Origin of the sequence: Streptomyces sp. JJ36 (assembly GCF_021696945.1) — a bacterium.
In the GTDB taxonomy this organism is placed as follows: Bacteria; Actinomycetota; Actinomycetes; order Streptomycetales; family Streptomycetaceae; genus Streptomyces.
Map to the genome: position 1 here is coordinate 19,446 of NZ_JACYHE010000052.1, position 21,857 is coordinate 41,302.

Below are 21,857 nucleotides of genomic sequence, written 5' to 3' on the forward strand. Positions count from 1 at the left end.
CAGCACTCACCAGGACACATCAGGCACCCCGGGAGAGACCCGGGAGCACTCCCGACGGAGGTGGGAGTCATGACCATGCACGCACAGAACGTCACCTACTACACGGTCCAGGAAGGCGACAACCTCACCGTGATCGCGCGACGGTACGGGACCACGGTCGAGCAGCTCGTCAAGTGGAACAACATCCCCGATCCGGACCTCATCCACCCCGGTCAGCGCCTGATCGTGGCGAAGGCGGAGGCGCCGCAGGACACCTACTACACGGTCCAGGAGGGCGACAACCTCACCGTGATCGCGCGGCGGTTCGGGACCACGGTCGAGCAGCTCGTCAAGTGGAACAACATCGCGAACCCGGACCTCATCCACCCGGGCCAGCGCCTGCTGGTGGCCAAGTCGCGGCCCATCGCCGCAGCCTGAGCCCCTCAACCCGAGTCCCGCACCGGGGCCCCGGTGCGGGGCCCGCACAGGGGCCCACGCGGGGTCAGCAGACGTACTCCGCCGAGTTGGCCCAGTAGGTCAGAAAGGACCAGGTCTGGGCACCGATGACGCCGTCCACGGTGATCCCGGCGCACCGCTGGAACCGGCGGGCGGCGGCCTCGGTGACCGGGCCGAAGACACCGTCCTGCACGAGGTCGTCCCCGGTCGTCGCGTAGTTGAGATAGCACTGCGCCTGCCTGACCGGGGGGCCTTCCGAGCCGCGCCGCAGTGTCGGCCGGCTCTTCGTGTGGTCGCAGGGCTGCTGCCGGCGTTCCGTGGTGGACATGACCTCACTCCCTCACTGCGCTGGACGTCGGGCTGGACGTCGGGTGGGGGCGACCGGCGGACGGGCCGGGGGCGGGTGACCGCTCTCCCGGCCGTCCGTCACCGGTCGTCGTCTTCTGCCGTGTCGTCGGCGGCTTCGGTGTCCTCGGTGCTCTCGGCGTCCTCCCGCCGGCGGGAGGACGCCGGCGGGCCGAACGGCTCGATCCTCGGGTTCGCCCACGGCCCCCGGACCTCGGGCAGGCCGCGGACCCGGGCGGCCGCCTCCGCGGTGACCAGCAGGGCGTACGAGTGCTGCTCGGGATCGACGGACACCAGGCCGTAGGCCTCGTCGACCTCCTCGGCGCCGAGCTCGAGGTGCCGCCGGGCGTCCCGGAGTGTCGAGCCCGGCGGCAGGGTGACGGTGACGAGGGTGGTGGGGGGCTGAGCGGCCACGGGCGCGTCCTAGGGCCGGCCGTTCTTCTGACGGCGGCGCAGCGCCTCCACGATCGCGGGTGCGTCGATGATGCCGTACCCGTAGTCGTAGTCGTAGCCCGCCATGCCCAGGTCCTCGGCCGTGCGCCGGAGCAGGGTGCGCATCCGGGCCGGGGACAGTTCCCGGACGGGCATCCGCGTCCGTACGGCGGCGACGACGCCGGCGGCGACCGGGCAGGCGGCCGAGGTGCCCGAGTCCGGACGGCCCGGGCCGAACGCCAGGGACCCCTCGAAGTGCGTGAAGGCGCTGAGGTCGGGCTTGGCGTCGGCGAGGCGTCCGGGGCCCTGGGAGGAGTAGCCGACCCGGGCACGGCGGGTGTCCACGCCGGCGACGGAGAGCACGCGGGGGTGCGAGTTGGCGCCGTTGATGGGGCGGTCGGGGAAGCCGCAGCGCCCGTCCGGGCACTCCCGGCCGCAGTTGCCGGCGGCGAACAGGACGTCGGCGCCGGCCCGTTCGAGGGCGGCCACGGCGAGGTTGAACGGGTGCGCGGGATTGTCGGAGTAGTTGCCCTGGTTGCCGGGCGGGAAGTCCCAGCTCGGTTTGAAGGACCCCCAGCTGTTGTTGACGATCAGCCCGCGCCGCTCCTCGGGCATCGCTTCGAGCACGGTGCGCAGATGGGCGAAGGCGGCGACCGCGTCGGAGAGCAGCCCCTCCATGGCGCTGCCGCCGGGGCGGGTGGACCGCAGCACGGGCAGGTCCAGCAGCTCCGCCTTCGGGGCGGCGATCAGCGCGTCGAACGCGCACATGGTGCCGTGGCCCACGGAGAACTGGCCGAACTCGCCCACCACACCGGCGGGCTTGAAGCTGCGCGAGGCGTCGAGGGCGACCTCCCGGTCCAGCACCCGCTTGAGGTGAGGGAGGTTGATGCCGGTGTCCACGACGGCGACGGGCACCCCGGCGCCGTCCAGGCCCTCGTTGCGCAGGTCGGACAGGGCGCGTTCGACGTCCCGCCAGTCCCCGACGGGAGCGTCGCCGCCGCAGGTCGGCATGGTCTCGATCGTCGGGTCCGAGGAGATGCCGACGATGTCCGGGCGGGAGGTGGCCAGCAGCGCCAGCCGGGCGGCGACGTCGTAGTCCTGGATCTCTCCGCGGACCAGGACGGAGGCGGCCTCGGGCGCCATGGAGAAGTCGAGCGGTTGTGCCAGCGAGAGCGGGTCGCCGCCGGGCCGTGCCGGTACGGGCTGGGGCACCGCGACCGGGGTGAAGTCCGGGTCGAGGACGACCCCGGGCACATCCCCGGCCACGTCCCGGGTCGGGGGTGTGGAGACGGCGGGGTCGACGACGGCTGCCACCACGTCGGGTTGGGGCCTCATCTGCAGCATCACGCGCATGGGTTGCTCCTTGTCGGCCGGCGCTCCCCGGACCGCGGCAGGCGGGAGGTGGAGAGCTCGGGGATCTCGTGACGGACGGGGTGCACGACGGCACCCCGCGGGCGGTCCCGGCTCTGCCTGCCGGGTCCGACCAGGTCAGCGTGGCGGGCGGGGTCGTCGCCGCACACCGCTGAACAGGCGACATGCCGTTGGCATAGGCCGTCAGCCTGGTGTGTCCCCCCGTGGGACGTGCGTACCGGCGTCACCCGGCCGGGCCCTCCCGTCGCCAGACGATGTCCTCGGGGGAGCCCAGCCGGGTCCACCGCTCCGGGCCCGGCGCCGCGGTCACGTCCACGGGCATCCGGTCCGCCGCGGGCAGCGGGCCCAGGTCCAGGCCGGTGACCGCGGCGACGTCCGCGACCGGGGCCTGGAAGGTGCGGAAGGCCCCCAGGGGCGGCGGGTCGCCGGCGGCCTCCGCCAGGGTGAGCGCCCGGTGGGCGTCGTCCAGGTCGGGGCTCTGGTCCAGCACGTAGGCCGTCGCGGCCAGTTCCCCGCGGTCGAGGAAGGCGACGGCCTTCCAGAACCGCAGCGGTATCTGCACGCCCCGGTACACGGGGTCGTCATCGAGGAGGACGGGGCCGGTGTGCACCACCAGCTTGCGGTCGAAGCGCGCGGCGTGCTCCAGGAGGTGGTTCTCCAGGCCCAGCCACAGCTCCAGCCCCTGGTTGAAGACGTCCGCCTGCGGCGCGGCGTTGGTGTAGTGGAAGGTGTCGTCGTCCGCCTGCTCCGCCTCCGCCCGGTCGCCCCACACCGGGTCCAGCCGCCGCACCAGGTGCCCGCGGTCCAGAGGGTTCTGCCGGTAGAGCTCGTTCCCCGCCTGGGCGGTGACGGGCGCCCGGGGGTCGAGCCGCCACTCGCTGTCCCGGTCGGAGTCGCGCAGCCGCGCTCCGTCGACGGCCACGGTCGTCGCGAGGGCCAGTCTGCGGGACGGGCGGAGCACGACGGTGAAGTGCGTGTAGGGCAGGAGCGTCGTCTCGATGCCGCTGTCGACCGGGTGGGGGAGCGGCACCCGTGGGCCCAGGAAGTGCTCGTCGTAGCCGGTGCGGTGGGCCGTCGCGGTGGCGGGGGAGCCGGGGGAGGGGTCCGGGGGTATCGGACCGGGAGAAGCGCACATAGTTCCTATTTAAGACATTTCTTTCCCCTCGGCATCTCGGGACGGCAGGGGGCGGTGCGCCGTTCCGTCGCACGGAGCGCCTACCGGGGTCACGGGTTGGTCGAGACCTCTTGTGGGCGAGTGGCGCCGCCCATACCCTCCTGCGCAGTTGTGCAGCGCGAAACAAGCGTTGCAATATGCGCAACACCAAGCCGCTGGGGGTCCCATGAAACTCTCCGCCCGCGTCGCCGCCCCGCTGGCGGCGCTCGTCCTCGCCGGCCTGACGGCGACCGCCTGCGCCCCGTCCTCCTCCGGCGGCGGCGCCGAGGAGGACACGAAGAGCGGCACCGTCCGGGTGTGGCTCTTCCGCGAGGTGAACAACAAGCCCAAGGAGCGGATCGTCGACGACGTCGTGACGGACTTCGAGCAGGAGCACGACGGCGTCTCGGTGGACGTGCAGTACATCCCGGTCGACAGCCGCGCGGAGAAGATCAAGGGCGCGCTCAACGACCCGTCCTCCGCGCCCGACCTGATCGAGTTCGGCAACACCGACACCGCCGGCTACGTCGCCGACGGCGGACTCGCCGACATCACCGAGGAGTTCGAGGCCTGGGACGCGGCGCGGGACACCGACCCGACCGCCCGGGAGTCGGTCACCGTCGACGGCAAGGTCTACGGCGCGCCCTTCTTCGTCGGCGTGCGCGCCCTCTACTACCGCACCGACGTGTTCCGCGAACTCGGGCTGAAGCCGCCCCGGACCCTCGCCGAACTGGCGGAGACGGCCCGTGAGATCCGCAGCGAGAAGCCCGGCATGTACGGACTCGCGGTCGGCGGCGCCTACACCTACGGCGCCCTGCCGTTCCTCTGGGCGCACGGCGGAGAACTGGCGACCCGGCAGGGCGGCGAGTTCACCGCGGCCGTCGACAGCGCCGCCGCACGCCGCGGCATCAAGGCCTGGACCGCGCTCTTCGGCGAGGACAACTGCCCGCCCGACACCTGCGCCCAGATGGGCGGCAACGACACCGTCGAGGCCTTCACCAGCGGCAAGGCAGGCATGGTCATCGGCGGCGACTTCAACCGGCAGGCCATGGAGGACGGCGAGGTCCGCGGCGACTACGCCGTCGTCCCGCTCCCCGGCGTCGAGGAGGGCGAGATCGCTCCCGCCTTCGCCGGCGGCAACAACCTCGGCGTGATGCGCAGCAGCACGCACCGCACCCTCGCCGTCGACCTGCTGAAGGACCTGGCCGGAAAGGAGACCCAGGAACGCCTCTTCGCCGAGATGGGCTTCCTGCCGACCTTCGGCGACACCCGGAAGAAGGCCGCCGCCCGGGAACCCTTCGTGGAGCCGTTCATCCGCACCCTGGAGGCCGGAGCCGAGTTCGTGCCCGCCACCCCGGCCTGGGCGGAGATCGACGCCGCCCAGGTGCTGCCGGTCATGTTCCAGGAGATCGTCAGCGGCAAGAAGAGCGTGGACGAGGCCGCCGGGGACGCCGCACGCGCGATGGACGAGGTCTTCGCCCGGTGACCTCCGCAGCCCGGCCCGTCACCCGCACCGCCCCCCGGCCCGCCGCGGAAGCCCCCGCGCCGGGCCGGGGCCGCCACCCGCGTCCCGCCCCCGCCCGGCGGACCGCCGGGCGCGGCCGCTGGACGCCCTGGCTCTACCTGGCACCCGCGCTGGTCGTGCTGACCGCGCTGCTCGCGTACCCCGTCTACCAGCTCGGCCTGATCTCCCTGCTGGAGTACACCCAGGCCCAGGTCAGCGGCGGCGAGCCCACCACCTTCCGCGGGCTCGGGAACTACGCCGAGCTGTTCGGCGATCCGCAGTTCTGGGACGTACTGTTGGCCACCGTGGTCTTCGCGGCAGCCTGTGTGCTCGGCACGCTCGCCGTCGGTTGCAGCCTCGCGGTGCTGCTCACCCGCATCCGCGCGGTGCCCCGGCTGCTGCTCATGCTCGCGGCGCTGGGCGCCTGGGCCACCCCCGCCGTCACCGGCTCCACCGTCTGGGTCTTCCTCTTCGACGCGGAGTCCGGGCCGGTGAACCGGGTGCTGGGACTGGGCGACCACTCCTGGACGTACGGGCGCTACAGCGCCTTCTTCCTGGTCTTCCTGGAAGTCGTCTGGTGCTCCTTCCCGCTGGTCATGGTGACCACCTACGCGGGGATCAGGGCCATTCCCGGCGAGGTGCTGGAGGCCGCCGCGCTGGACGGCGCCTCGGTGCCGCGGACCTGGCGCAGCGTCATGGCGCCGATGCTGCGGCCCGTTCTCATCGTGGTGACCATCCAGTCGGTCATCTGGGACTTCAAGATATTCACCCAGATCTACGTCATGACCGGCGGAGGAGGCATCGCCGGGCAGAATCTCGTACTCAACGTCTACGCCTACCAGAAGGCCTTCGCCTCCTCCCAGTACAGCCTGGGATCGGCGATCGGCGTGGTGATGCTGCTGATTCTGCTCGGCGTCACGCTGGTCTATCTGCGGCTGCTGCGGCGGAGGGGAGCGGAACTGTGAGCACCGTACGCGCCGCACGGATCCGGAGGCCCCGGCGGCTGGCGGCGGAGGCCACCGCGCTGGTCGTCGCGGCTCTCGTCGCCTTCCCGCTCTACTGGATGGTGCTCTCCGCGGTGAAACCCGCCGGCGAGGTGCAGTCCGACGAGCCCCGCCCCTGGACCCTGCACCCCACGCTGGACTCCTTCCGCCGGGTTTTCGAACAGCAGGATTTCGGGCGCTACTTCCTCAACAGCCTGCTGGTCGCGGGCGTGGTGGTGGTCGCCTCCGCGCTGATCGCCTTTCTCGCGGCGACCGCCGTCACCCGCTTCCGGTTCCGGTTCCGGACCAGCCTGCTGGTGATGTTCCTGGTCGCGCAGATGGTACCGATCGAGGCCCTGACCATTCCCCTGTTCTTCCTCATGCGGGACGTCGGCGCGCTCAACTCGCTGGTCTCGCTGATGCTTCCGCATCTGGCCTTCTCCCTGCCCTTCGCGGTGTGGATGCTGCGCGGCTTCGTCAAGGCCGTCCCGGAATCCCTGGAGGAACAGGCCTTCATCGACGGCGCGAGCCGCACCCGCTTCCTCTGGCAGATCCTCTTCCCGCTGGTCTTCCCCGGCCTGGTGGCGACCAGCGTGTTCTCCTTCATCTCCACCTGGAACGACTTCCTGTTCGCCAAGTCCTTCCTCATCAGCGCCACCGAGAACTCCACCCTGCCGATGGCGCTGCTGGTCTTCTTCGACACCGAGACGCCGGACTGGGGAGGCGTCATGGCCGCCTCGACGGTGATGACCGTCCCGGTGCTGGTCTTCTTCGTCGCGGTGCAACGGCGGCTGGTCTCGGGCCTCGGGGGAGCGGTCAAGGACTGAACCGGGCGCGGGCGCCCGCGGTCGTCCCGGCTCCCCGCGCCGCGCCCGCCGCCCCGCCCCGGGAAGCCCGGCGGGCCGGCCCCCCTTCTGCACAAGGCAGTCGCGGGCCGCGGGCCCTGGAAGCACGGAAAGCCCCGGAACCCCCCGAGCCCCCCGAGACCCGGAAGGCCCCCAGCCCCCCGAGACCCCCGAGACCCCCAAGCCCCGGAGACCCGGAAGCCCGGAAGAGAGGCCCCCCTTGACCATCCCGTCCGCCCCGCCCGCCGGCCCCGGCACCCCGGAGATTCCCGGCGTTCCCGCTCTCGTGCCCGCCCCGCGCACCCTGCGCCCCGCCGGCGGGCCGCCGTTCCTGCTCACCCCCGCGACCCCGCTGGACGCCGCACCGGGCACCGAGGACACCGCCCGCTGGCTGCGCGCCGGGCTCGGCGCCGCGACCGGCCTCCCGCTGCTCCCCGCCGGGGTTTCCGGTCAGGCCGGGCCCGCCCCGGCGCTGCGGTTGCGTACCGACGCCGGCCTCGCCGCCCGGCTCGGCCCCGAGGCCTACCGGCTCGACGTCACCGCCGCCGGCGCCGACCTCACCGGCGGCTCCCCGGCGGGCGTCTTCTGGGGCGCGCAGACGCTGCGGCAACTCCTCGGCCCGTACGCCTTCCGCCGCGCGCCCCTGGAACCGCGGAACGCCCACCCGGTGCCGGCCGTGCACATCGAGGACGCGCCGCGCTTCCGCTGGCGCGGCCACCTGCTCGACGTGGCGCGGCACTTCCAGCCCACGGACGCGGTGCTGCGCTGTGTGGACCTGCTCGCCGCCCACAAGCTCAACGTGCTGCACCTGCACCTCACCGACGACCAGGGCTGGCGCCCGGAGATCCGCCGCCACCCCCGGCTCACCGCGACCGGCGCCTGGCGGCCCCGCAGCCGGCAGGGCCACCGGGCCTCCCCCCGCTGGGACGAACGGCCGCACGGCGGCTACTACACCCAGGACGACCTCCGCGAGATCGTCGCCTACGCCGCCGCCCGGCACATCACCGTCGTCCCCGAGATCGACGTTCCCGGCCACTCGCAGGCCGCCATCGCCGCCTACCCCGAGCTCGGCAACGCCGACGTCGTGGACACCACGGCCCTCGGCGTGTGGACCGACTGGGGCGTCAGCCCCCACGTGCTGGCGCCCACCGACCGCACCCTGCGCTTCTACGAGGAGGTGCTGGAGGAGATCCTCGACCTCTTCCCCTCGCCCTACGTGCACCTCGGCGGGGACGAGTGCCCCAAGGAGCAGTGGCGGGCCTCGCCCGCCGCGCAGGCCCGGATGCGCGAGCAGGGGCTCCCGGACGAGGACGCCCTGCAGGCGTGGTTCCTGCGGCACTTCGCGCGGTGGCTCGCCGACCGGGGGCGGCGGCTCGTCGGCTGGGACGAGATCCTGGACGGCGGCGGCCCCGGCGCCGCCGGACCGGGGTCCGGCGCCGTCGTGGCCTCCTGGCGCGGCTACGCCGGCGGCGTGGCCGCCGCCCGCTCCGGGCACGACGTGGTGATCTGTCCCGAACAGCAGGTCTATCTGGACCACCGGCAGGACGCCGGCCCCGACGAACCGGTCCCCCTCGGCCGTGTGCGGACGCTGCGCGACGTCTACCTCTTCGAGCCCGTCCCGCCCGAGCTCGCCGGGACGCCGGAGGCCGAGCGGGTGCTGGGCACCCAGGCCAACATGTGGACGGAGGTCACCGAGACCCGGCAGCGCGTCGACTACCAGACCTGGCCCCGCCTCGCCGCCTTCGCCGAGGTGGCCTGGTCCCCCCTGCCGCCCCCCGCCGAACGGGACTTCGCGGGCTTCGCCGCCCGGCTGGAGGACGCCCACTACGCCCGTCTCGACGCGCTCGGCGTCGACTACCGGCCGCCCACCGGCCCCCGCCCCTGGCAGCGCCGCCCCGGTGTGCTCGGACGCCCGATCGAGGGAGCGCCCCCGATCGTGTGAGCCCAGCGGAAGCGCGGGGCGCACGCCCCCCGGCGTCTGGGACCGTGGACCGTGCCGTACTCGCCGTCCGCACGACCAGCACCCGGCCCCACGGAGCCCGGGCCCGCACCGGCCCGTAGGGCCCTGCGGTCCCCGGCGCCCGTCCCGCCCCGCACCCGGAAGGCCCCGAAGAGTCCGCCCAGGACGACGCAACCCGCCCGTTCCCGGACGAACTTCGCCGAGCGGGCCCTCCGCACCGGTCGCGGGGTGAGATGTGCCAGAGTTGCCACGTCCGGGCTGTGAGCACGTACCGTACGGCTGGGCAGCCGGGACGACCGGGGAAGGGGCAGCTGGATTGAGCACGCACGCACCGCATGCACCACAGGCGTCGCAGTCCGCTGCGCCGCCGCCCGGGCATCCGCGTCCGCAGCCGGTCACCCTGCCGAACACGCTGGACGAGGCGGTGTCGGCGCTCTCCGCCATGCCCGCCGCCGTGCCCGTCTCCGGCGGCACCGATCTCATGGCCAGCGTCAACTCCGGACAGCTCCGCCCCGCCGCTCTCGTCGCCCTCGGCCGCATCAGCGAGATCCGCGGCTGGGAGTACCAGGACGGGCACGCCCTTCTCGGCGCCGGCCTCACCCACGCGCGCATGGGCCGCCCCGACTTCGCCGCGCTGATCCCCGCGCTCGCCGCCGCGGCCCGGGCCGCCGGCCCGCCACAGGTGCGCAACGCCGGCACCCTCGGCGGCAACATCGTCAGCGCCTCACCCACCGGCGACACCCTGCCCGTGCTCGCCGCGCTGGAAGCCGCCCTGCTGGTCGCCGGGCCGGACGGCGCCCGGCGCGAGATCCCCGTCAGCCATCTGCTCACCGGCATGGAGATGCTGCGCCCCGCCGAGATCGTCGGACATGTCCGGGTGCCGCTGCTGCACGCCCCGCAGACCTTCCTCAAGGCCACCGGCCGCACCGGCCCGGGCCGCGCCCTGGCCTCCGCCGCCGTGGTGCTCGACCCCGCCCGGCGCGGCGTACGGTGCGCGATCGGCGCGGTCGCGCCGATGCCGCTGCGCCCGCTGGAGGCCGAGCGCTGGGTCGCCTCGCTCATCGACTGGGAAGGCCGCCGCGAGCTCGCCCCCGAGGCCCTCACCGCCTTCGGGGAGTACGTCGCCATGGCCTGCATCCCGGACCCGGAGCCGCCGGAGGACGGCGGTGAACCTCCCGTACTCCCGCCCGCGGCCCTGCATGTGCGGCGTACGGTGGCGGCACTGGCCCGGCGCGGACTCGGGAGGGCACTCGCATGAGCAACGGGCCGCACGATCCCCAGGCGCCGCACGGCGGCGCGCCCGGCGGCCGGGACGGTCGCGCGCCCGACGGCCACGACCCGGCGTACGGCCGGGAAGGGCCCCACGGCTACGACGGCCACGACGGACAGGACGCGTACGGCCGACAGGACGGTCACGAGGCCTACGGCGGCCACGGCGACCACGCCGGCCACGACGCGTACGGCGGCCGGGACGGTCAGCACGGCTACGGCGCCGGCACGTACGACCCGGGCGCCGGGACGTACGGACCGCAGACGTACCCGTACGACGCGTACGCGACGGGCGGCGCCCCCGGAGACGGCCCCGCGACCCCCGCCTGGCCCGCCGCACCGGGCGGCTGGGGCGGCGAGTACGACGCCGAGGCCACCGCGTTCGTCCAGCTCCCCGGCAACGTCCCGCGCCCCGGGACCGACCCGCTCGCCGCGCCCGGCACCGGGCAGGGCGGGTACACGCCGCCCGCCGTCCCGCACGGGCCCGAGGCCGGCCCGGCCGACGCCTTCCCGGAGCCCGGCCACGGCGATGCGCACGCCTCCGGCCACGTTCCCGGGCTGACCCCCGGGGCGACCACCGACCCCGCGTCGCCCGGACAGTGGACCATGCCGTTCGCGGCCGCCGGTACCGACCCGGCGGGCTACGGCACCGGCCCGGGCGAGCCGCACGGGCCGGACGGCCCGGCGGCGGAACCGGCCACCGCGGGTTCCCCGGCCGCCGGCCCGGCCGCCCACGGCGAGCCCGGAGGGGCCGAATCCGGCCGGCCCGACGGGTCGGCGGACCCCGTCGACACCGGCGATGCCGGTGGCGCACCCTTGCCCGGTGTCTCCGCGCCGCCGCCTTCCAACGTCGCCGCCGCGATGGGCCAGGGAGCGGCCGCCGCCCTCGCCGGGTCCCACGAGGCGCGGATACAGCGCCGCCCCCTCGGAGCCGGCGGCGCGGCCCGGCGCGAGACCGGACAGCACCCGCAGGACGCCGCGACCGGGCAGACCGGTTCGACGGGGCAGACCGGCTCGTCCGGGCACCCGGGGGCCGACGGGCAGGCCGGGCCGGGGCACGCCCCCGGAGCCGCCCGTGACGACCACCCCGGTACGGAGTCCCGCGTACTCGGCGTGCCCGGTGCGCACGCACCCACCGGCGGCACCCCCGCGGACGGGGCGCAGGACCCGGAGTCCGAGGCCATCGCCCGGCGCCAGGTCCCCTTCTCCGGCCCGCCCACCGGGCCCGGAGCCCCGCAGCACCCGGCCGCCCCGGCGGCGGGCAGTGGCCCCTGGGAGCCGGCCGCCGGCCCGCAGCCGCCCACGGGCCCCGCAGGCGGCACGCCGGTGACCGAGGAGCCCTCCTGGCCCCGGCCCGGCACCCTCCCGGGCCCGGACCGGGGTCCTGACCAGGCGGCGCGTGGCGAGGCCGACCCCGGTCGTACGGCAGAGCCCGGGCACACCGGTCCGCTCGCCCCCGACGCCGGACACCTGCCGGCCGGGCCCCCGGGACCGGCCCCGCAGACCGCCACCCCGCCCGCGGGCACCGCGATGCCGCCGGCCGGCGCACCGCCCACCGCCCCCGGCCGGGGCGGCACCGCGTGGGGCGGGCCGACGGGCGACCCGAGCGCACCCGGCGACTCCGGAGACGCACACGCTGGGGCGGACGCGACGCCACCCGCGAGCGGCGGCCCGGACGAGCGCCCCGCCCCGGCGGACGGCGTCGACCGGTACTGGCCGGCGACCCCCGCCGCCGCGTCCGGCACCCACCCCGGAGCGCTGCCGAGCGCCTGGCCGGAGCCGCGGCCTTACGGTGCGCCGGACGACGGCACGCCGGGCCCGGCAGCGGAGGACTCCCCGTCGCCCGGCCAGCAGCACGGCCCACCGGTGGGCGTGCCCGGCGCCGGTCCGGACGGGTTCGCCGGCCCCGAGAGCGGTGACGTTCCCGATCACGCCGACGTCCCGGTTCCGGGGGAGGCCGGGGTGCCCGACGGCACCGCGTCCGGTCCCGGCGACCCGGAAGCGCCCGCCGCACCGGCGGAGCGCCCGGAGACGACGCCCGCGGGCACAGCCCCGGAGCCCGGTGAGGCCACGCGGCCCACGGCCGGCCCCGAGGACCCGGCTGCCCCGCGCACGGCCGCCGACCGGGACGCCACCGGCCCGGCGTCCGACCCGCCCGCTGACCAGGCCCCGGCCCCGGACCCCGCCACCGCGGAGGCGGACCCTGCCCCGGCACCGGGCTCCGCGCCCGCCCCCGAGGCGAGGCCTGTACCCGAGGCGGGGCCCGCACCCGACGCCGGGCCCGCCCCAGGCACCGGGACCGCACCGGACGCCGCTCCCGCGCCTGAGGCGGGGCCCGCACCCGACGCCGGAGCCGCACCGGACCCGGGTCCCGCATCCGACCCCGGGCCCGACGCGGCGCCCGGGCCCGTACCGGACGAGCAGGCGCCCGCCGCCGCGCCCGTCGCCCACAGCGAGCACCCGCACGTCTCCTACGTCCTGCGCGTCAACGGCGTCGACCGCCCCGTGACCGAGGCATGGATCGGCGAGTCCCTGCTCTACGTCCTGCGGGAGCGGCTCGGCCTCGCCGGAGCCAAGGACGGCTGCTCCCAGGGGGAGTGCGGCGCCTGCTCCGTGCAGGTCGACGGCCGGCTCGTCGCGGCCTGCCTGGTGCCCGCCGCGACAGCCGCGGGCAGCGAGGTCCGTACGGTCGAGGGCCTCGCCGCCGGCGGCGCGCCCTCCGACGTGCAGCGCGCGCTCGCCGAGTGCGGCGCCGTACAGTGCGGCTTCTGCGTGCCCGGTATGGCGATGGCCGTGCACGACCTGCTGGAGGGCAACCACGCCCCCACCGGCCTCCAGGCCCGCCAGGCGATCAGCGGCAACCTCTGCCGCTGCTCCGGCTACCAGGGCGTGCTGGACGCCGTGGAGCGCGTCGTCGCCGAGCGCGCCGCCCGCGGCGAGGACGGGCAACCCCACGGCACGGCGCGCGTCCCGCAGCAGGGAGGCCCGGTGTCCGAGGGAGGCGACTCCTGATGCGCCGCCCGCCCGTCACGCCGCGTGCGGCCGCCGCGCGCCGCCGACTCGGGAGCCCGCGCACCGGGAGCCCCCGAGCCGCGTGCTCTCGCGACGGGAGCCGCCGGGTGGCACACCCCGGCCCCGGGCCCCTCCGTGCCGGGGGTGCCCGCACCGGCGACCCCCGCGCGGGCCGTCCCGCCGGAGGCGCCCGTACCGGGCGAGGCGCCGCGGCGCAGGCGGCCACCGGGTCCCGCGTGCGACCGCCCGCACGGCCCACGGGACGCGCCCGCCCGCCGGGCACTCCCACCCCCCGATCCGCCCGACGCGAGCAGCGAGTGCGCGACCGGCGAACCGGAGCGCGCGGACAGCGAAAGGCAGCGGTATGACCAGCACGGCCGACAACTCCGGCGCCGTCACCGCAACCCCGCCCGAGGGCACGCCCCTCCCCGCCCCGCCGGCGGAGGCCGAGGCGCACGGCATCGGCGCCTCCGTCGTGCCCGTCGACGCGGCGGCCAAGGCCGAGGGCAGCTTCCCGTACGCCGCCGACCTCTGGGCGGAAGGGCTGCTCTGGGCCGCGATCCTCCGCTCGCCGCACCCGCACGCCCGCATCACCGCGATCGACACCTCCCGGGCCGCCGCGATGCCCGGCGTACGGGCCGTCCTCACCCACGAGGACGTGCCGGGCGACGCCGCGCACGGCCGCCGGGTCGCCGACCGGCCCGCCTTCGCCCGGGACGTGGTGCGCCACCACGGCGAGCCGATCGCCGCCGTCGCCGCCGACCACCCCGACACCGCCCGGCTCGCCGCGGCCGCCGTCGCCGTCGAGTACGAGGTGCTGGAGCCGCTGACCGACCCCGAGAAGTCCTTCGAGGCCGAGCCGCTGCACCCGGACGGCAACCTCATCCGCCACATCCCGCTCCGCTACGGCGACCCGGACGCCACCGGCGAGATCGTGGTCGAGGGCCTCTACCGCATCGGCCGTCAGGACCCCGCCCCCATCGGCGCCGAGGCGGGGCTCGCCGTGCCGCGCCCCGACGGCGGCGTCGAGCTCTACACCGCCTCCACCGACCCGCATGCGGACCGCGATCTCGCCGCCGCCTGCTTCGGACTCCCGCCCGAGCAGGTCAAGCTGGTCGTCACCGGCGTCCCCGGCGCCCTCGGCGACCGCGAGGACACCGGCATCCAGATCCCGCTGGGGCTGCTCGCCATGAAGACCGGCTGCCCGGTCAAGATCGCGGTCAGCCGCGAGGAGTCCTTCCTCGGCCACACCCACCGCCACCCGACCCTGCTGCGCTACCGCCACCACGCCGACGCGGAGGGCCGGCTGGTCAAGGTCGAGGCACAGATCCTGCTCGACGCCGGCGCCTACGCCGACACCACCTCCGACGCCCTCGCCGCCGCCGTGGCCTTCGCCGCCGGCCCGTACGTCGTGCCGCACGCGGTGATCGACGGCTGGGCGGTCCGTACCAACAACCCGCCCTCCGGACATCTCCGCGGCGAGGGCGCGATGCAGGTCTGCACCGCCTACGAAGGGCAGATGGACAAGCTCGCCGCCCGGCTCGGCCTGGAACCCGCCGAACTACGGCTGCGCAACGCCCTGTCCACCGGCGACCTGCTGCCCACCGGCCAGACCGTCACCTGCCCCGCCCCCGTCGCCGACCTGCTCACCGCCGTCCGCGAGGCACCGCTGCCCGCGCTGCCCAAGGACAGCCCCGCCTCCGAATGGCTGCTGCCCGGCGGCCCGGAGGGCGCCGGCGAACCGGGCGCGGTGCGGCGCGGCGTCGGCTACGCCCTCGGCATGGTCCACATGCTCGGCGCCGAGGGCGCCGACGAGGTCTCCACGGCCACGGTGAAGGTCGACGGGCCGGTGGCCACCGTGCTCTGCGCCGCCGTGGAGACGGGCCAGGGCTTCACCACCCTCGCCCGGCAGATCGTCCAGGAGACCCTGGGCATCGACGAGGTGCACGTCGCCTCCGTCGACACCGACCAGCCGCCGGCCGGCGCCGGCGCCCGCGGCCGGCACACCTGGGTCTCCGGTGGCGCGGTCGAACGGGCCGCCAAGATGGTCCGTACCCAGCTCCTGCAACCGCTCGCGGCGAAGTTCGGCATGTCCACCGAGCTGCTGTCCATCGCCGACGGCAAGATCACCTCGTACGACGGAGTCCTCTCCACCACCGTCGCCGAGGAACTGGAGGGCAAGGAGCTCTGGGCCACCGCCCAGTGCCGCCCCCACCCGACCGAACCGCTCGACGGGACCGGCCAGGGAGACGCCTTCGTCGGGCTGGCCTTCGCCGCCGTACGGGCCGTCGTGGACGTCGACGTCGAACTCGGCTCGGTGCGGGTGGTCGAGATGGCCGTCGCCCAGGACGTGGGCCGGGTGCTCAACCCCCGCCAGCTCCGCGCCCGCATCGAAGCCGGCGTCACCCAGGGGATCGGCGCCGCCCTCACCGAGCACCTGCGGGTCGCCAAGGGCGTCGTACGCCACCCCGACCTGACCGCCTACGCCCTGCCGACCTCGCTGGACGCCCCGGACATCAGGATCGTCAAGCTCATCGAGGAGCGCGACGTCGTCGCGCCCTTCGGGGCCAAGGCCGCCTCCGCGGTGCCGGTGGTCGTCTCCCCGGCGGCCGTCGCCTCAGCCGTCCGTTCGGCCACCGGCCGCCCGGTCAACCGCATCCCCATCCGCCCCCAGGCCGCCGTCGTCACCCCCACCGACTGACCGTCGTCCCCGCCGACTGACACCCGCTCTGCGGGCCACCCCGGCTCTGCCGCCACCCCGGCCCTGGGGGCCGCGGCTTGCCCCCCGGACCTGTGGTTCGCGACGTGTGCCCCGGCGCCGGGCCCGGGGCGCGCAGCCCCGGGCCGGGACCCGCGCCTCAGGCGGTCCGATGACGCGGCCACGCCTCCCGCTGCGCTGCAGGCGGCGCGACGGGGAGGCCGCCGGTGTCCACCTCCACCGTGCCGACGGAGAGCGGAAGCCTGATGCGCTCTCCGTATGCGAACTCCTCCCGTGCCCGGTAAGCCCCGTCTGCGGGACGGGTGAAGACGGTTGCACGCCGGACACAAGGGTCCAGGACCAGGTACACGGGAATCTTGGCCGCGGCATAGGCGGCAGCCATGGTGATGTAGTCGTTCTCCACGCTGGAGGGAGAGACGATCTCGCCAGCCATGAATCCTAGACCGGCTGCTGCCCGTGCACCGGCTCCGGACGCCCAGGCTCGCGGAGGCTCCGGTTCCGGAGAGTGACGGACAGCACTCGTACCGGTGATGATCAGCCTGGTCGGCCCGGTTACGATGGTGGCTCCCCTCGCCACGGTACGTAATCAGCGGCGGGGGTCGGGGGAGGGAACCACATGGCACACCGCGCGCCGGCCGGCGGCCGCCGTGCCCGCGAGCGCACGCGGTCGCGCCGCTCCCTGCCCCGGGGCAGGCCCAGTCCCGGCCCCGAGCCGTCCGTCCGGCTCCCGGCCCCTTACCCGCCGGTCCCACGCGCCGCCCGCCGAACGACAACCGCCACCAAGACCATCGCCACCGCCACAGCCACCGCAGGAACGGGGGAGTTCATGTCCTTCGAGGAAGAATGGGCCCAGCTCAAGGCCGCGGCCTTCGAGCGTCAGCAGGCCGGGGTGGGCATGCAGCTCGCCGGACACGACCCGGACACACTGGGCCCGGGTGGAAAGCCGCAGCTCAAAGTCACTCCCAAGGTGCTCAGGGAGAAGGCAGGCACGACCGACGACGTCCGGGGCGACCTCAAAAAGGTGGACGACGAGGCGATGCGCGAAACCGGGCAGGTGAAGGCCGGACTCAAGGGGTTCGCCTGCGCCGACGCCTTCGAGGCGTTCGAGGAGCGCTGGGGCGCTCAGATGCGGTTCCTCCAGGGGGTGCTGGAGAACAAGGTCGCCCGCGCGCTCCGCGAGGCTGCCACCTTGTTCGAGGTCAACGACCGCTTCCCGACAGGAGGCGACACGAAGGATCACCAGAAGCAGCAAGTGGCCCGGTAGGAGAGAGATCACCGGAGCCGTCGACAGCAGGAGAGCAGGGCAGTGGTTTCCTATCAGGCGCTTCTCGAGGCCGACCTCGAGCCGTTGGCCGAGGCAGTCGTCAAGTGGCGCAACCTGCCGGGGAAGTTCCGGCAACTGGGCACGAACTTCGACACCGACGTCAAACGGCCGCTCACCCACTCGGACTGGGAGGGCGAAGCAGCCGACTCCGCGCACACGCAGTTCCGTGCAGTGGCGAAGCAGTTCACGGAGGCCGCCGACGAAGCGGCCGACGTACACGGCGTCCTGAAGACCGCGCACGACAGCTTCAAGGAGTCCCAGGACCAACTCAAGCGGTACAAGAGGCGCATTGAAGAGGACGGCAACCTCCACCTCGACGGCAACGGAAAGGTGACGTATCGCGCGGCGAACCCGGACGACCTGTCGGCGGCCGAGGCCACCGTGCAGGCGAAGAACTACCGGGAAGTGGTCAGGTCCTACAACAGCCAGATCAACGAGGTGCTGACCACGGCCACCGAGGCCGACGAACTGCTGGAGTACGCCCTGCGGCTCGACGCCGGCGGGAGGCGCGACGGCTTCTCCGGCGACGGGTTCGGCAGCATCGGCGAGGCCCGTAAGGGCCGGCAGCAGGCGCTCAAGGACCTCGACGCACTCACCAAGCTGGCTGGCGGCTCCCCCGAGGACCTCACGGCTGCCGAGCTGGAGAGGGCCGGGTCGTTGCTCAAGCGGCACGAGGGCGACCCGTTCTTCACGCAGAGCTTCGCGACGCGGCTCGGGCCCGAGGGCACACTGTCGTTCTGGGCGCAGGTCGCCGACCAGACCCAGTACGGCGGTGAGCGGACGGAAGCCCTGGAAAGCCTGCAGAAGACGCTGGGCGTCGCTCTCGGGACGGCCTCGCACGCAGACAGTGGGGTCCCCGCGCTCGACAGGGAGATGGAGCGCTGGAAGAAGGACGTCATCCGGCTCGGTCCCGAGCGCCTCACCAGCACCGACCTGGAAGCGGCACGGATCGACAAGGGGCCGTACGGCTTCCAGGTGATGAGCAGCCTGATGCGCTACGGCGAGTACGACACCGGCTTCCTGACGGACTACGGCAAGGGGTTCGGCGACGGCCGGGACCATGTGCCGGGCCTGATCGAGTTCGAGAAGAAGTCCGCCGGAGAGGGGGGCCTCGAGGAGCTCTGGAAGCCGGACGGCTACCAGCCCATGCTCAACTTCGGCAAGGGAAGCGACCACGGCATGGACCCCATGGTCGGTTACATGGAAGCCCTGGGTCACAACCCGGAAGCCGCACAGAAGCTCTTTCACCGGGACGGGTGGGAGACCGGTGCCACCGACAAGCCTGATCCGGACCTGCAGTATCTCCTGCAGGACCGGGAGTGGCCGGACGGGAACGTGCTGGCGGAGCACGGCAGGGGCAAGGGCTACGACGAGCTGGGGCACGCCCTGGAAGCGGCGGCGACCGGACGTCCCTATGACGAGCCCGAACTGGGACTGCACCGGGACCGCGACAGCGCCAACGTGATGAGCCAGGTCGTCAGCATCGTCGCCGACCCCGACAACACCGGGTTCCTCGACGACAGGCCCGGGTTGGAGAACAGCCTCGCCAAGACGGGTGCCGCGTACATCGACGACATCGATCACTCGGTCGCGGGCTTCGGAGACATGGAGGCCGACGACGCCCGGCACAACGAGATCTTCCGGCACACCGGCCCCGAGGGCGGCCACATCCTGCTCTCCGAGGGGACGACCACGGCCTTCCTGCGCGAAGTGGGCAGTTCCCCCGTGGGGTACGAGATTCTCACCGCGGCGCAGCAGAGGTATACGGCGAACGCCATGCTCGCGCACCCGGAGCCGAACCAGGACCTCTCCGTCATCTTCGGCACGAACGCCGAGGTGCAGGGAATGCTCAACGAGAACCGCGCCAGCGCGATCCAGGAGCACCTGAACGATCTCAAGGACGAGAAGCAGAAGGAGATCGAGGGCCGGGCCGAGTGGACGAAGGCCGCCATCAGCGGCGGGATCGGCATCGCCACCGGCATCGCGGTCGCCCCCTTTGCCGCACCGACCGGGGGAGCAGGTGCTGTGGCCATCCCACTGGCCGTCGAAACGGGTGCCCTCGCCGCCGAAACCGCCCTGGGGAGCGCTGTCGACGACGCCGTGGACGCGGAGGTGAAGGAAGCACAGGACAAGATCGACAGCCAAGGTATCAGGGACAAGCGGGAGTTCGTTGAGTTCGGTCACCGTCGAGTTGCTCACCCGTTGGAGCTTTATGCCAATGTTCATCCGAAGCTCGAGGGTAGTGATTGGTTGGGCGCGGAGGCCGAGAGAGTGGAGAGGGACTACTACAACGGCGTGAATGCGGCGAATGAGGTAGACGGTGACTGAATCCTGTCTGCGAAAGCAGTCCTTTACGCACTGGGTGGTGGGCGCGGTCATTGCGAGCGCGCTCGTCGTTGGTTGCAGGGCTGATGAGGATGGCTCACCACCCTCTCCACGTGAGCTTGGCCTGGAGAGAGTAGGGAACACGTGTAACGGGCTGTTCTCGCATCACAGCATGAGCCCGAATGACGCGTCGGCGCTCGACGAGGAGGTGGAGGTGTCCGACTCCCCGGAATATGGGGTTCTGGCGGACGAGCTCAGTGAAGATATCGACGGCGCGAACTACGTCAACATGTGTGATCTGACCGACAAGGGCGGGGAAAACGGGAAGTTCAGGATTCGTGCCGAGTGGATGCCGGTGCCGATCGAGTGGCGTAGCGACGAGGGCATGGACGTCGTGTTCGATCCGGGGGACACCTACGCGGTCGCGGCGGAGGCCTTTGTGAAGTGCGAGTTGGCCGAGAACGAGGGTGACTCTTCGTACAGGGTGCGGCTTGTCATGTATGACGTGCTGAACTTCAGCATGGCGTTCCGTTCCCAGGTCATCGTCAAGGCTGCTGAGGAACTGACGTCGCACATGGGCTGCCGCAACACGCTGGACTTCTCCGACCCGCACGTCCTCGGGCAGGAGACGGAGAAGCCGGCGCCGTCGCCGACAACGACGGTGAGTCAGGTGCCGAGGTAGTGCGGGTGTGAGGCGCCGGCCGCAGTCGGAGGGCGCACGACTCAGGGGCGATGTGGTGGGCGGGGCGGTGTGCCGTGGGGCCAGGTCGAGGAGGTCGGTGATGTCCGTACGGTCGGTGAGGGCGCGGACCCGGCTCGCGAGATCGGTCGTCGTCATGGGAAGAGCCTCCGACTTCAAGCGCTGTTCACGTCAAGGGCGCCGGGAGTGTGCGGCGTCGGCGCGTGGCCTGCGACGGCCCGCGGGGGCGGTCGTGCCCGCGGCGTAGGGTCGGCCTGTGAACGACGACGAGCCGGTCTTCAAGCGCAGCAGGTGGGGGACGAACCACTACGTCTACAACCCCCACAACCCCGTGGGTCTCGCCCTGATCCTCATCACCGTGGTGGTCGGGGCGGTCGTGATGCTGCTGATGAGTCAGCATGCGGGCCCCTTCGCGTCGCCGTCCGAGCCCACGCCCTCGTCCTCGCCGGATGAGGACTACGGGGAGGACGTGCAGCGCTACGTGCCCGACCCCGGGCAGGGCGGTACGGGGGACCCGGAACGCTGAGCCGCCGGACGGGCCGGGCACCGCGCCCGCGCCGTCGCCGGTCCGGTGGTCACGCCGCCGGGAGGAGAGCTCCGGCCGCGGGCACGCCGCCCCGGCCCGCCTCCTACCTCGCGCGTCCCCGGAGGCACCGGGAAATGCGGTGGCGGCCGGTGCCGGTGCGGTGGTGGGCTCGGGGTGTGGAGACGCTGACGACGACCCGGCGGCTGGTGCTGCGGGCGGTGCGTGAGGACGACGGTGAGCGGCTGGTCGCGCTGGACGCCGACCCCCGGGTGATGCGGTTTCTCACCGGCGGCCGGGCCACGCCCCGGGAGGTGGTGCTGGGCCGGGTGCTGCCGCGGATGCGGCACCGGTACGCCTGTCTGAGCCCTGGCGGTGGCCGTGCCGGCGCCCGCACGGGCGCTGCGGGCGCCGAGGGCCTTCCGGGGTACTGGATCGCGGAGGACGCGCGTACGGGCGCCTGGCTGGGCTGGTTCGAGTTCCGCCCGCTGGAGGAGGGGAGCGCGGAGGTGGTCGAGCTCGGCTACCGGCTGCGCAGGGCCGTGTGGGGCGCCGGCTACGCGACGGAGGGCGCGCGGGCGTTGGTCCGCACCGGCTTCACCGAGTTCGGCGTCCGGCGGGTGACCGCCGGCACGATGGCGGTGAACGCGGGTTCGCGCCGGGTGATGGAGAAATCGGGTCTGCGGTACGTCCGTACGTACACCGAGGACTGGCCGGAGCCTGTCGAGGGTGCCGAGCACGGCGAGGTGGAGTACGCGGTGACCCGGGAGGAGTGGCTCGCCGCCGGACGGTGACTTCGGCGGCGAGCCGGGCCACCGGGCGCCCGGGGCGCCGGTGACTCCGGTGGCGGGTTGCCTCGGGCGCCGGTGTCCGGTCGCCCGGGCCGCCGGTCGCCCGGGCTGCGGGGCGGTGCGCCTCGCCGCGCGGACGGGCGGGTCCTCCTCGCCCTTGGCGAGC

At 74.0% G+C, this 21,857-nt stretch carries 17 protein-coding genes and 1 pseudogene; 13 read left to right on the forward strand and 5 right to left on the reverse strand.

The genetic code is table 11. The features are described from left to right. The first annotated feature begins 69 nt into the window (after positions 1–69). A complete protein-coding gene (locus HOY81_RS18830) occupies positions 70–417 on the forward strand; it encodes a LysM domain-containing protein (RefSeq protein ID WP_237321622.1) in 348 nt (115 codons plus the stop codon). A 64-nt stretch (positions 418–481) separates the two neighbouring features. Here HOY81_RS18830 and HOY81_RS18835 read toward each other — a convergent pair whose 3' ends face one another. The 4 genes from HOY81_RS18835 to HOY81_RS18850 form a co-directional block, all read right to left on the reverse strand. Continuing rightward, the gene (locus HOY81_RS18835; RefSeq protein ID WP_237321623.1) at positions 482–763 is read right to left on the reverse strand and encodes a peptidoglycan-binding protein; all 282 of its coding nucleotides are present in this window, start codon (positions 761–763) and stop codon (positions 482–484) included. Between the two features lie 98 nt (positions 764–861). Then, positions 862–1,194, reverse strand: a complete 333-nt coding sequence (locus HOY81_RS18840) for a hypothetical protein (RefSeq protein ID WP_237321624.1) — start codon at positions 1,192–1,194, stop codon at positions 862–864. A gap of 9 nt (positions 1,195–1,203) precedes the next feature. Then, on the reverse strand, positions 1,204–2,565 hold the full coding sequence (locus tag HOY81_RS18845; protein WP_237321625.1) for a S8 family serine peptidase: 1,362 nt from the start codon (positions 2,563–2,565) through the stop codon (positions 1,204–1,206). Positions 2,566–2,806: 241 nt separating this feature from the next. Further along, positions 2,807–3,718: a DNA/RNA non-specific endonuclease gene (locus HOY81_RS18850; protein WP_237321626.1), complete on the reverse strand. Its 912-nt coding sequence runs from the start codon at positions 3,716–3,718 to the stop codon at positions 2,807–2,809. 205 nt (positions 3,719–3,923) lie between these two features. Here HOY81_RS18850 and HOY81_RS18855 point away from each other — a divergent pair, with 205 nt between their 5' ends. From HOY81_RS18855 to HOY81_RS18885, 7 genes and pseudogenes are all read left to right on the forward strand, one after another. Next, a complete protein-coding gene (locus tag HOY81_RS18855) occupies positions 3,924–5,222 on the forward strand; it encodes an extracellular solute-binding protein (protein WP_237321627.1) in 1,299 nt (432 codons plus the stop codon). Between the two features lie 137 nt (positions 5,223–5,359). After that, positions 5,360–6,205: a carbohydrate ABC transporter permease gene (locus HOY81_RS18860; protein WP_237321637.1), complete on the forward strand. Its 846-nt coding sequence runs from the start codon at positions 5,360–5,362 to the stop codon at positions 6,203–6,205. After that, positions 6,202–7,050 carry a carbohydrate ABC transporter permease gene (locus tag HOY81_RS18865; protein WP_237321628.1) on the forward strand — a complete coding sequence of 283 codons (849 nt, stop codon included), beginning with the start codon at positions 6,202–6,204 and terminating at the stop codon, positions 7,048–7,050. Before HOY81_RS18860 ends, HOY81_RS18865 begins: the two co-directional genes overlap by 4 nt. A gap of 304 nt (positions 7,051–7,354) precedes the next feature. After that, the gene (locus HOY81_RS18870) at positions 7,355–9,010 is read left to right on the forward strand and encodes a beta-N-acetylhexosaminidase (RefSeq protein ID WP_308341120.1); all 1,656 of its coding nucleotides are present in this window, start codon (positions 7,355–7,357) and stop codon (positions 9,008–9,010) included. A 460-nt stretch (positions 9,011–9,470) separates the two neighbouring features. Then, the gene (locus HOY81_RS18875) at positions 9,471–10,286 is read left to right on the forward strand and encodes a xanthine dehydrogenase family protein subunit M (RefSeq protein ID WP_237321639.1); all 816 of its coding nucleotides are present in this window, start codon (positions 9,471–9,473) and stop codon (positions 10,284–10,286) included. Positions 10,287–12,751: 2,465 nt separating this feature from the next. Next, a pseudogene (locus HOY81_RS27460) lies at positions 12,752–13,309 on the forward strand ((2Fe-2S)-binding protein); the annotation flags it as partial. A gap of 364 nt (positions 13,310–13,673) precedes the next feature. Next, positions 13,674–16,010: a xanthine dehydrogenase family protein molybdopterin-binding subunit gene (locus HOY81_RS18885; RefSeq protein ID WP_237321629.1), complete on the forward strand. Its 2,337-nt coding sequence runs from the start codon at positions 13,674–13,676 to the stop codon at positions 16,008–16,010. A gap of 157 nt (positions 16,011–16,167) precedes the next feature. On the opposite strand, the gene HOY81_RS18890 is transcribed toward HOY81_RS18885, so the two are convergent. Continuing rightward, positions 16,168–16,461, reverse strand: coding sequence for a Uma2 family endonuclease (locus tag HOY81_RS18890; protein ID WP_237321630.1), 294 nt, complete (start codon positions 16,459–16,461; stop codon positions 16,168–16,170). A 393-nt stretch (positions 16,462–16,854) separates the two neighbouring features. Here HOY81_RS18890 and HOY81_RS18895 point away from each other — a divergent pair, with 393 nt between their 5' ends. From HOY81_RS18895 to HOY81_RS18915, 5 genes are all read left to right on the forward strand, one after another. Beyond that, positions 16,855–17,292, forward strand: a complete 438-nt coding sequence (locus HOY81_RS18895) for a type VII secretion target (protein ID WP_237321631.1) — start codon at positions 16,855–16,857, stop codon at positions 17,290–17,292. Positions 17,293–17,334: 42 nt separating this feature from the next. After that, positions 17,335–19,680 carry a DUF6571 family protein gene (locus tag HOY81_RS18900; RefSeq protein WP_237321632.1) on the forward strand — a complete coding sequence of 782 codons (2,346 nt, stop codon included), beginning with the start codon at positions 17,335–17,337 and terminating at the stop codon, positions 19,678–19,680. 169 nt (positions 19,681–19,849) lie between these two features. Beyond that, the gene (locus HOY81_RS18905; protein WP_237321633.1) at positions 19,850–20,359 is read left to right on the forward strand and encodes a hypothetical protein; all 510 of its coding nucleotides are present in this window, start codon (positions 19,850–19,852) and stop codon (positions 20,357–20,359) included. A gap of 274 nt (positions 20,360–20,633) precedes the next feature. Next, positions 20,634–20,903, forward strand: coding sequence for a hypothetical protein (locus HOY81_RS18910; protein WP_237321634.1), 270 nt, complete (start codon positions 20,634–20,636; stop codon positions 20,901–20,903). 185 nt (positions 20,904–21,088) lie between these two features. After that, positions 21,089–21,694, forward strand: coding sequence for a GNAT family N-acetyltransferase (locus HOY81_RS18915; protein WP_237321641.1), 606 nt, complete (start codon positions 21,089–21,091; stop codon positions 21,692–21,694). The last annotated feature ends 163 nt before the right edge of the window (positions 21,695–21,857 follow it).